This window comes from Methanosarcina sp. A14 (assembly GCF_001729375.1).
Classification (GTDB): domain Archaea; phylum Halobacteriota; class Methanosarcinia; order Methanosarcinales; family Methanosarcinaceae; genus Methanosarcina; species Methanosarcina barkeri.
This window is the reverse complement of the sequence record NZ_LZPK01000189.1, coordinates 1-10,632: the sequence shown is the minus strand read 5'-3', so window position 1 is coordinate 10,632 and position 10,632 is coordinate 1. Positions and strand designations below refer to the sequence as shown.

Here is a 10,632-nt window from a genome sequence, read left to right as displayed (position 1 = left end):
CATTTTTGTTTTTAAACTAACTTAATTCATTTTTGTTTTTAAACTAACTTAATTCATTTTCGTTTTTAAACTAACTTAATTCATTTTTGTTTTTAAACTAACTTAACTAGTTTCTGTTTCCAAACTGACTTGACTATTATCTGAGCTACGTGCTTTATTTGCAAAGACAGATATATTGAGTGGTTCACTATATATAATAACTTCAGTCTGTAAGATCTAAATAATATATAATTTTTCCTATGTATTTATGTATATTTACTAATATTTTCTTAAATATTCTGAAGTACATATTATTTCATTATCTTTCTGCTAACTAACATCAGTTTTAATCTAACAATTATCTTAGCTGGCTAATTCCTTCCTTTAAATCACAACAATTCTTTCAGTTGGTTCATTCATTCGTTTAATTGCGGGAAATTACGGAAGCAGGAGAAACAGAAGACTATGTAAAAAATAGTTAGACTATCAGATAAACATTTATAGTCAGTGAAAGTAACTTCTATCAATAAAAAACATAACAATTTCATAGTGGGGGAAAAACATGAAAATAAGAGTTGTTAGCTCAAGAGAAGAAATCTTTACATTGAATCCTAATGAACGCATTGTTCACCTGGCATTCAGGCCTTCGAACAAGGATGTATTTGGACTGGTTGAAACCTGCCCTAAGATTGAAGTAGTTCAGTTACCGAAATCTTACATGGGCACAATCTCAAAGTCCATAGAAATGTTCCTTGAACTGCAAAAAATCCAGATTATCGAAGGTGATGTCTGGGGGCACAGGAAGGACATTAACGAATATTACACCGTTCCGTCCTCGGTTATTGAAAGAATAAAAGAAATGAAAATCGAAGGTAAATCCAATGAAGATATCGAAGCAAAAGTTTCAAGGGAAAGCAAAATAAATCCTGAAATGGTTGCTTATATCATGAACAAGGAAGCTCCTGCCTGAGTTCATACAGAGCAAAATATTTTAAAATTCTTCACTGGAGATATAAGTATATTCAAAGATAGTCAGAAAGGTCTCAGGCTTTTCAGGAATCCACGTTATTTTTGATCTCCAGCTTAAGTTTTTCATTTATATAAGCTCTATTGAGTTCTTGGGCTTAAAATTTAGCCTGTATTTTCCACAGAAGGAATTTTACAGGATTATTTTTTTATCACTATAGCGTTTACCTTTATTGTTGAAAATTTTGAATTGGATTTTTGAATTGGATTTTTGAATTGGATTTTTGAATTGGATTTTTAAATCTTTGAATATTTTCTCTGTTCAAAAAGTAAGTTTTTGGATCTTGACCTGCTTGCTGTGAAACCCGTCTCTTTTAAGCGTAACAATTCTCAGGAAACCTTCTATCTAAGGACACAAGTTGAAAGTTCTTCCGTTTTCGATAGGAAGATTTTCAGGATTTCTATGACCATGAACTTGATAAGTATTCTCATTCGTATTTTTATTGAAACTTGTAGCGACCATATATGCATCTTCTGGCTCGCCCACTCCATTAATCATCTGATCGGCTCCGACAAAAACCAGATTTTCAGGAAGGCTGCTAAGGCCTCCGTGAGTTACGAGCACGCATTTATTATAAAATTTATAATAAACGCATGTCCTTAATTTCTTATGTAAATCAAGGACATTATTTTTTGTAACGCCTAACTGCTCCATTTCTTTCAAATCGTACCAGGTATTTGCAAACTCGGAGACCTGAGTTTGTTCTTCGCCTTCGGCCAGCCAGCAAAAACTTTTTTCGTTATCTCCTTCAAGCAGGATTACATTATCCCTGCACATAATGGAGATCAGAAACTTAATAATCTCGGCATTTTCAGTATTTTCAGCCCCTCGGCCTGTGTAATCTCCCAGAAAGATATACAGGTCACTGTCGTTAAGCCCGCATGCAAGATATTGCATAAGAGCTGTGTAATTCCCAACTATATCCCCAATATGATGGATTTTTTTGTAGTTGGAAAAGTTAGTTGGCTTGTATCTAATTCTTTCATAAAATTCACATGGGTTTATTACCGTAACAAATGATGGCACTGTTTGCCTGTTTATCACAGAATACAGTTCATCAATTACAGCTTCAGGTACAACTTCATATTCAGGTCTTTTCCTGTTTCTCTCCTTTGCAATTTCAAGGGGAATCTCGGAAAAATCAACACAGATAGCTGAATATCTGTAAGTTCTTACAAGCTTTCTGTACTTCGCAATATCTGCGTTTCCGGCATTTGTCGCGTCTAAAACTATGAAATCCCCATCTTCCATACGGCATTTAATGAGAGAGTAAATAAGTCCCCAGACCCGACGATTGATTTTTTGAGAGATTACAGGCCTTCCGGTAACAGAGAGTACAGGTGGCTTAATAAGTAGACGGACATTGTCTGAAGAGATGGTGTAAGGCTCAAGGTTATTTTCCCTGACAAAAGTTGATTTGCCGGAGCCAGGTATTCCTCTCAAAAATACCAGATACCTCATATCATACCCAGTATCTTATATTCTACTCCAGTCTCTTATATCTATATCATATCTCAATACTCTATGCAATACCTCATATCATATCTCAATATGTCATACCTCAATATGTCATACTTCAATATGTCATACCTCAATATGTCATACTTCAATATGTCATACCTCAAAGTATATGACGAATCTATCCCATAACTCAAAACTGCTTATCCAAATTTCGAATTAGAAATAGTCAATGGGTTTCAGATCACGGGAAATAGTTCTGAAACTTTTATCTATTTGAGGATAAAGCTGGGTTTGGAATAAGCTCATCGAATAATTTTAAAAATTAAAACTTAAAAATTAAAAATTAAAAATTTTAAGAACGATCACACATATTCTATTTTATAATTTTAATTTTGCTTAAAAACTAATAATCCAGGAATGGATACACATTTATTTTAAGTATCAGGTTCCTGTTAACAACTGGGGCGTTCAGGAGAAGTACAGTTGAAAAATGAGGAAGATATTTATTAAATATCTGTATATATAACAAAACCATGAACAGCCCGCTTCTCGAATTGATTTTCCTTTCCGAAAAAAGGAAAGATCTTCTTTTATTTTTGAAGGATGGGCCCAAAACAATTTCAGAGATCAAAGAAAACCTGAATGTAGGTCTGGTGGCAATTCTCCCTCAATTAAAAAAGCTGAGGGAAAACTCCTTGATTTCAAAGACAGGTGATATCTACAGCCTGGCTCCTCTTGGGATAGCAATAGTTGGTAGAATGAAGCCAATGATAGATGTCTTAAATGTCTTCGGAAGCAAATATGAATATTGGGCAAACCATGCCGTTGAGTCCATACCCGACCCTTTGCGGGAAAGAATAGGAGAGCTGACTAACTGCACGTTTTCCAAACCTCCTGACAGGACATGCCTCTTTGAGCCTCACAGGGAATTTGTGGAAAACCTTATGAAATCAAAAAAAATAAGTGGTATTGCATCGGTTTTTCACCCACTTTATCCATCCCTTTTTCTGACTTTTGCAAAAAATGGAGCTAATGTTTCTCTTCTTGTAACTAGCCCGATTTATGAGAGAATAAAAGAAGAATATGGAACCGAATTATGTGAATTTATTAAATTCGAAAATGCAAATTTCTACGTTTGCAGCAAAAAAATAGAACTTGCTTATGCAGTTACCGAAAGGTTCCTTTCCCTTACCCTACCTTTTTCGGACGGCACCTACGACCATATAGAAGATGTACTGTGCTTTGAACCTCAGGCTATACAGTGGGGAGAAGATCTTTTTGCCTACTACAGGAAAATCTCGGATAAACTCACTGAAATTCGCTGAAATCTGAATTCCTTCCAGGTCAGTTCCCGGAACAGCCGGAAGATAGTTATAAATTGAACTCTCGCCATCCCTTATACCATGCAAAAAGTTCAGGAAATCGCAGAAAAAATCCGGACGATGGAGATCCGGGGTGCAGGTAGAATTGCAAAAGCCGCTGCTGAAGCTATAAGGGATTATGCCGCAGAGCTGGACGTAGCTTCAATGGAAGAATTCAGTGCCAGAATAAAGGAAGTCTCGAATCTTCTTATCAGTACCCGTCCAACAGCCGTTTCCCTCCCTAATGCCGTAAAACTCTCATCAAAGTATTCTTCAGCAAACGTGGAGGAAGCAAGGCAGGAAATTATTAAAAATGCAAACCTCTTTATTGAGAGGGCTGACAAAGCCCTTGAAAAAATTGGAAAAATCGGGTCAAGGAGAATTCGGGACGGGGACGTTATAATGACCCACTGCAATTCCCATGCTGCTCTTTCTATTATCACCACAGCCTTTGAAGACGGAAAAGATATCTCGGTAATTGCCACCGAAAGCCGTCCCAGGCGCCAGGGCTTATTGACAATTCGCCACCTTAACAATTTTGGGATTCCCACGACCCTAATTGTGGATTCTGCGGTGCGCTACTACATGAAAGAGGTGGATAAGGTCGTTGTCGGGGCTGATGCTATTGCAGCTAACGGTGCCCTGGTAAACAAGATTGGAACCTCTCAGCTTGCACTTGCCGCCCATGAGGCCAGAAAGAGTTTCATGGTCGCTGCCGAAACTTTCAAGTTTAGCCCTAGCACGATTATCGGAAACCCCATAGAAATCGAAGAAAGGGCTGCAGATGAAGTCGTGGACCCTGCGGTTATTTCAGAGCTCTCTCATGTGAAGGTTAGAAATCCTGCTTTTGACTTCACACCTGCCGAATACATAGATATGATCGTAACCGATATTGGAATCATTCCGCCTGCAATGGCTTATACCGTTATAAAAGAACATCTTGGCTGGGAGCTTGGTGAAGTTTAAAAACAGACAATTTTTAATTTTTATACTTTTTTATTTATGCTCTCAGGTCTTTGAGCTTTTTTCAGTTACCTCTACTCGTCTTTAATAACCCCATCCGTAATCCTGAGAACCCTTGAACACTCCTTTGCAACCTCAGGGTCGTGCGTTACAACAAGAATTGTCTGCCCTTTTTCGCTCAACTCTTTGAAGACTCGCACAATCGAGTCTCTGGTTTTGCTGTCCACCTCACCCGTCGGTTCGTCAGCCAGAATAACCGCCGGCTTATTCGCAAGTGCTCTGGCAATAGAGACTCTCTGCTGTTCTCCTCCTGATAATTCCGAAGGCTTATGGGAAAGACGGTCTCCAAGGCCAAGTTCTTCTAGCAGCTTTCTGGCCCTTTCTCCTCTTTCTTTTTTGGGCACTCTGGAAAAGCGCATGGAAAGTTCCACATTTTCAAGTGCAGAAAGTGTAGGGATAAGATTATAGTGCTGGAAAATAAAGCCTATTTTTTCTCTTCTCACGCGGGGAAGCAGTTTTTCAGGTACAGATGTAAGGTCTGTCCCATCAAGAATTATTTTTCCATCCGTGGCTTTTTCAAGCGTGCCTATAAGGGCAAGAAGAGTGGATTTTCCGGAACCTGAGGGCCCCATTATCGCGAGAAGTTCACCTTTTCTTACGGTTATGCAGGCACAGCGAAGGGCATGGACAGGAATTTTGCCTTGAAAATAAGTTTTGGAAAGGTTTTCAACCTGCATTATGATTTTCTGGTCTTTGTTTCCAAAATTGCGCTCATTTTCTTCTGTTTTCGACATTTTTTCCGGCTTATCCGGAATTTCAACTCCTCTTCTCTCAATTACCGTCTCAAGCATGCTTCAAAGCCTCCATAGGACTCATCTTCGAAGCTCTGTACGCAGGATAAAGCCCTGAAAGAGCCCCTATCAATAAGGCAAAGAGCATTGCAATTACAAGAAGTCTGGGCGTTATCAGGAAAAGCACTATCCTTGTATTTGCGAGCCAGGCATTCATAATATAAACAGCCCCGGAACCTACAAGAATTCCAAGGACCCCACCGAAGAGACCCATAACAGAGGCTTCCCCAAGCGTGAGGAGCAAGATATCCCTTGTCTCGGCTCCAATGGCTTTCAAAATTCCGAATTCTCTCGTCCTCTCGGCAACAGACATGAGCATCGTATTCATTACGCAAAGCCCGCCTATGATTGCTGCAAGGAGGCCTGAGCTGATAGTAATTACGCTGAAAATCATAAAGGACTGCCTTGCCTGTACCTCAAGCTCTCCAGGAGAAAGAGTGCTTGTACCTTTAACGCTCAATTCTATGCGTTTGGAGAGCATTTCTGCATCTACCCGCTCATCAGGCACTGCAAAGATATAGGAAATCGAATTACCAACATCGTAGAGATCCTGAGCAGTTTCAAGAGGTATGATTACCGCATTGTCAAAAATCGAGCCAGTATAATCCAGAATTCCTACAACGGTAAAATATTTTTCATGGATCTCAAACTTGCTCCCAATCTGGAGTTTATATTCCCTCTGTATGTTGCTTCCGACAACAACATTATAAGAATCTCCTGGATTGAGAAAACGGCCTGCTTTCAGCTCTACGGGATAAAGGGCAACGCTGGATTTTTCCGGTGGTACACCAAGGATCTGCTTCCCGGTCATTCCCATTTTATCCTCGTCAAAAGTAGTCATTAAAAGCCCATATGCATCTTTCACCCCTGCCACACGAAGCACGTCGCTTACCTTATCGTCCGTGAGTCCTCCTCCAAAGACTCCACTTTCGGAAAAGACCCGAATTTTATCACTGGTCACACTCATGGAGCGCTCAAAGGTCTGGTGAAAATTTTCGGACATCGCACCCATAACTATAACTGCAAAGATTCCAAGGGCAATCCCACAGACTGTCAGTGCACTCCTGACCTTCCTGTTCATTATGTTTCGGATGATGAGGTCAAACATGATGATCCTGCATTCGAATTTTATACTATTTTGGGCCTTCAAGGCTTTCAAGGCTTTCAAAGCTTCTAAAGCTTTCAAGATTTTCAAAGCTTTCAGAACTTTTTATTTCCTTTTTTCAGAACTCTTTATTTTCTTTTCCTTCCAGAAAAGATTCCAGCGCAGAGAAAAATTCCCAGAACTGTGAGGAAGCCAATAGCCGGAGATTCTTCAACAGGGATTGCTTCGGCAACGGGTTCAAAAACCCTCAAAACTGTTTCATGGCTGTCTAGAATTTCTCCTTTGGAATTCAGCACATAGATTTTTACATTGTAATCTCCTTTCTGTACTCCCTGCCAGATTATTCCTACCGTATCTTCTTTTCCCGAAGTCAGGATATCTGCAGTCTCTTCAAAAACCTGCACTTTCCCATCCTTATGCGTCAGCACAACCCTTACAAATCCGTCAAAAGGCACCTGGGATTTTCCGACAATAGTGACACTTGCTCCGTATTCATCTATATCGATATCCCGCTCAATAATTTCCACTTCTTCCTCGGCTCTGAAGTTCGAGATATAGGCTGCAGTGACATCAGGAGAGTGGGAATGGACTTTTAAAAGAGTAGTGTAGTTTTTATCTTTCTCAAGCAGGAAAGGCCAGTAGCTTGCGTTATAATAAGTGCTTATAATAGGGATATTCTTCTGCTTTTCAGAATAAACGATTTCCGTGCCTGAGAGAAGTTTCAGGTCAAGGTCGATAACGCCGGGTTCAGGTGTCTGTATACTCCTGAGATTAGCAGGGCTTGTAAGACTCATTAAAACTGAAGCTTTCTCTGAATCTGCAGAGAAGTCAACAAGTTTAAGCTTTGAAAGGATAGGATTTCGGTTGGAAAATGAAAGTTTTCTGAAAGCAAGGTTTTCCTTCCCGTTTTTAACATAAACATACGCTGTATAGGAGTTTATGTCTTTTCCAAAATCTTCATCAATTCCCCAGAACAGGATTTTTGTAATTTCCTGCCCTTTCTTAACAGGCCCTAGAATAAAAGTTTCTGATTTCAGCAATTTATTCTTCGAATTCAAAGTAAAAATAAGAGAGGCGTTTTCAAGAGGCTGCTCAAACCGGACTGTAGCATCCGATAGTTCGTGGTTTGCAAAAAAATCCGTGATAACGGCATCTCTCTGTCCTTCCTCCTCAATGGCTGTTCCATTTACTGAGGCAAAAGCAAGACTGAGATCAGCGCAGAAGATAACCAGGAATAGAAGAATGAAAAAAAATCGGAAAATAAACCTTCTATGTTTAAATTTAAAAGAATTTTTTTCTTCAGGCAAACTCAAGCCCGGTTCCTCCTCCCGTTCAGAAATTTCAGGACAGAAAGTTCAAGAAACCGGCTTTGTAAGAGTTTAAACTCTAAACCGGCATTCCCATCTGTTTTCTGTTATTGGGATATATGTCGGAACCTCTATGTTTAAGTTTTCATCTCCTGTAAAAATAAAGATTTTTAAAGCCAGTTTTTGTTTTTCGAACTCTATATTGTCTGGCTATTAAAGGCTTGTCTGAGCACTAATTGGTTTGAACTTTAAGTCTTAATTGGTTTGAGTTTTGAGCCTCATATCTTTGTCGTAATCCAGGTCCCGCACGATATGGGAGACTTTTTGGCTGCTTCTCTATCAAGAACTTCTTCGAGCTGGGCGGGGTTCCGGGCATCCATGACAAGAGCATCGAGTTTGCAGCGTTCGATGATTTTTGCGGCTACAGGATCAACAGGGGATTTGGAGCCTGCTTTCATCTCAATCGCCATGACTATGTTTATGAGCTTCTCAGGAGAGATTTTATCGTACTTTACTGCCGAAGGGTCACAGTTAGGGTCTGAGGAGTAAACTCCATCAATAGATGTTGCAATTGCCAGCAGGTCTGCTCGCAGGAACTCTGCAAGAATTGAAGCAACGGCATCTGTTGTCTGGCCAGGAGTGACGCCTCCCATAACAACTACCTTTCCGGGACGGATAGCCTTTGAGGCTTCAAGATAATTTGTAGGGATTTCCGGACAGGCATCGGGCCCAAGAGCTGCGGCAAGCAAATGTGCATTCAGACGAGTAATTTCGATACCTATGTAGTCACAGGTTACTTCATCGGCACCAACTGCTCTTGCAGTGTTGATGTAATTCCTTGCCGCTTCTCCTCCGCCGGCTACCACAAGCAGAGTATGCTTTTTCGAGAGCTTCCGGAGAACATCCGCATATTTTAAAAAACTATCAGGATCTAGATTTTTTGCGAGAATTGAACCGCCTAATGAGAGTACTATGAGCATGATGATCTCTACACATTAACAATTCGGATTTTTAAATGTATCGCTGGATATTTTTTACTTAAGTTACCAAAAATCCCTTATGTACTGTAATACTTAATAAGAGCCAAGAATAAAATGCCATAAAGTATTTATAACGTAATACTATATCATAAATGACTAATCAGTCATTTTACAGAGATAACATATGAAAGAACAGGTTAAAGACAAAAGAACTGCCATTCTGGAAGCAGCCCTGAAGCTCTTCACTGAAAGAGGCTTCCATGGTACATCCACTGCTCAGATTTCAAAAGATGCAGGTGTGGCCACAGGCACGCTTTTCAACTATTTTCCTACAAAGGAAGACCTTATCAATAGTCTGTATTTTGAGGTAAAAGGAGATTTAAGCCGCAGTATGGGCAAAGAAATTGAGGCACAGAATACCTTCAAGGATAAATTAAAAAAAATATGGTCAAATCTAATCAAATGGGGAGTAGCAAATCAGGAAGAATTCCTTTTTGTCGGGCAGTTCTGTTCATCTCCTTACATCACAAAGTTTACGCGTGATGAAGTGATGAAAGAGTATGTATTCCTCCATAAGCTTGTGGATGAAGGAATAAAAGCGGGAGAAATCAGAGATTTTTCAGCGGAACTTACCATTGCAATGTTTTATCAGGGTAGCAGGGCGGTAGTGAACCTTATCATTGATTCAGATTCTTCACTGGATGAAAATAAGGTTATAAAAGATGGATTCCAGATTATTTGGAAAGGTCTGGCTAATAACTAATTTTTTTCATCCCTCGCGCGAGTGATCAGTCAATCATAACTCGAGCAAATGTTTATGTAATATAACAACTTTGTGATCGACTGGTCAGTCAAGACTGAAAATTCACGTTACATAATGAGCTCATTTCAAAAACTCAAAATGGCATCTTTGAATCTCGAAAATGGGAAAATCAATCGAGTTTAGGACCATAAAAACAGTTCTTAAACTCTGTCAACTTAAGAAAAGGTATTCTGTAATTTATGTTTTGATCCTGAAGGTGTCAAGTGTAATTACAAATTAAACCAACATCTGGAGTAAACCTACATCTGAAGAGCTGATTTCTCCTTTATCCGATTTATTTAGCAGGAGATATATAGATGGCAAGTAAAGTTTATTTCACAGACCTGAGAGCAAGAAATCCGCAGGAGAATACGATCAGCAAAATTCAGAAACTTTTTGATGAGGCGGGTTTTGCTGAACTCCTTGGAGAAGGCGATCTGACTGCAATTAAAATTCATTTTGGTGAGTACGGAAGTGACGGATATATAAATCCAGTTTTTGTACGGCAAGTTGTAGAAAAGATTCGGGAAGCAGGAGCAAAACCGTTTGTTACAGACACAAATACACTTTATTCAGGCAGCCGGCATAATTCAGTTGATCACCTAACTACAGCGATAGAACATGGGTTTGATTATTCTGTAGTCAAGGCTCCACTTATCATATCAGACGGTTTGAAGAGCCAGAACGTTGCAGAAGTCGAGATCGGGAAGAAGCATTTCAAATCCGTAAAAATAGGTTCGGATATTGCTGCCGCCGATTCCATGATTGTGATGTTCCATTTTAAAGGGCACATTAT

General features: G+C 39.5%; 10 protein-coding genes. 5 read left to right on the top strand and 5 right to left on the bottom strand.

Going from position 1 to position 10,632, the window contains the following annotated elements; translation table 11 throughout:
- Positions 1-541 precede the first annotated feature (541 nt).
- Entirely contained in the window at positions 542-949 is a 408-nt protein-coding gene (locus A9239_RS09745) for a DUF1699 family protein (protein WP_048120435.1), read from the top strand.
- A 402-nt stretch (positions 950-1,351) separates the two neighbouring features.
- Here A9239_RS09745 and A9239_RS09740 read toward each other — a convergent pair whose 3' ends face one another.
- Entirely contained in the window at positions 1,352-2,467 is a 1,116-nt protein-coding gene (locus A9239_RS09740) for an AAA family ATPase (protein ID WP_080943657.1), read from the bottom strand.
- Between the two features lie 533 nt (positions 2,468-3,000).
- Here A9239_RS09740 and A9239_RS09735 point away from each other — a divergent pair.
- The gene (locus A9239_RS09735) at positions 3,001-3,792 is read left to right on the top strand and encodes a winged helix-turn-helix domain-containing protein (RefSeq protein WP_048120431.1); all 792 of its coding nucleotides are present in this window, start codon (positions 3,001-3,003) and stop codon (positions 3,790-3,792) included.
- A 78-nt stretch (positions 3,793-3,870) separates the two neighbouring features.
- Entirely contained in the window at positions 3,871-4,794 is a 924-nt protein-coding gene (locus A9239_RS09730; protein ID WP_048154219.1) for a ribose 1,5-bisphosphate isomerase, read from the top strand.
- Between the two features lie 71 nt (positions 4,795-4,865).
- Here A9239_RS09730 and A9239_RS09725 read toward each other — a convergent pair whose 3' ends face one another.
- From A9239_RS09725 to pyrH, 4 genes are all read right to left on the bottom strand, one after another.
- Positions 4,866-5,642 (bottom strand): ABC transporter ATP-binding protein, encoded by a 777-nt coding sequence (locus tag A9239_RS09725; RefSeq protein ID WP_230628827.1) that lies wholly within the window; start codon positions 5,640-5,642, stop codon positions 4,866-4,868.
- Positions 5,635-6,750, bottom strand: coding sequence for an ABC transporter permease (locus A9239_RS09720; RefSeq protein WP_048156682.1), 1,116 nt, complete (start codon positions 6,748-6,750; stop codon positions 5,635-5,637). The genes A9239_RS09725 and A9239_RS09720 overlap by 8 nt, the downstream gene beginning before the upstream one ends.
- 125 nt (positions 6,751-6,875) lie before the next feature.
- Positions 6,876-8,060, bottom strand: a complete 1,185-nt coding sequence (locus tag A9239_RS09715) for a hypothetical protein (protein WP_048154222.1) — start codon at positions 8,058-8,060, stop codon at positions 6,876-6,878.
- A 272-nt stretch (positions 8,061-8,332) separates the two neighbouring features.
- Positions 8,333-9,034 carry a UMP kinase gene (pyrH, locus tag A9239_RS09710; protein WP_048120427.1) on the bottom strand — a complete coding sequence of 234 codons (702 nt, stop codon included), beginning with the start codon at positions 9,032-9,034 and terminating at the stop codon, positions 8,333-8,335.
- A 184-nt stretch (positions 9,035-9,218) separates the two neighbouring features.
- Here pyrH and A9239_RS09705 point away from each other — a divergent pair, with 184 nt between their 5' ends.
- Positions 9,219-9,797 (top strand): TetR/AcrR family transcriptional regulator, encoded by a 579-nt coding sequence (locus A9239_RS09705; protein ID WP_048120425.1) that lies wholly within the window; start codon positions 9,219-9,221, stop codon positions 9,795-9,797.
- A 356-nt stretch (positions 9,798-10,153) separates the two neighbouring features.
- Positions 10,154-10,632, top strand: a 479-nt coding sequence (locus tag A9239_RS09700) for a DUF362 domain-containing protein (RefSeq protein ID WP_141706423.1), incomplete at its 3' end; no start/stop codon positions are given.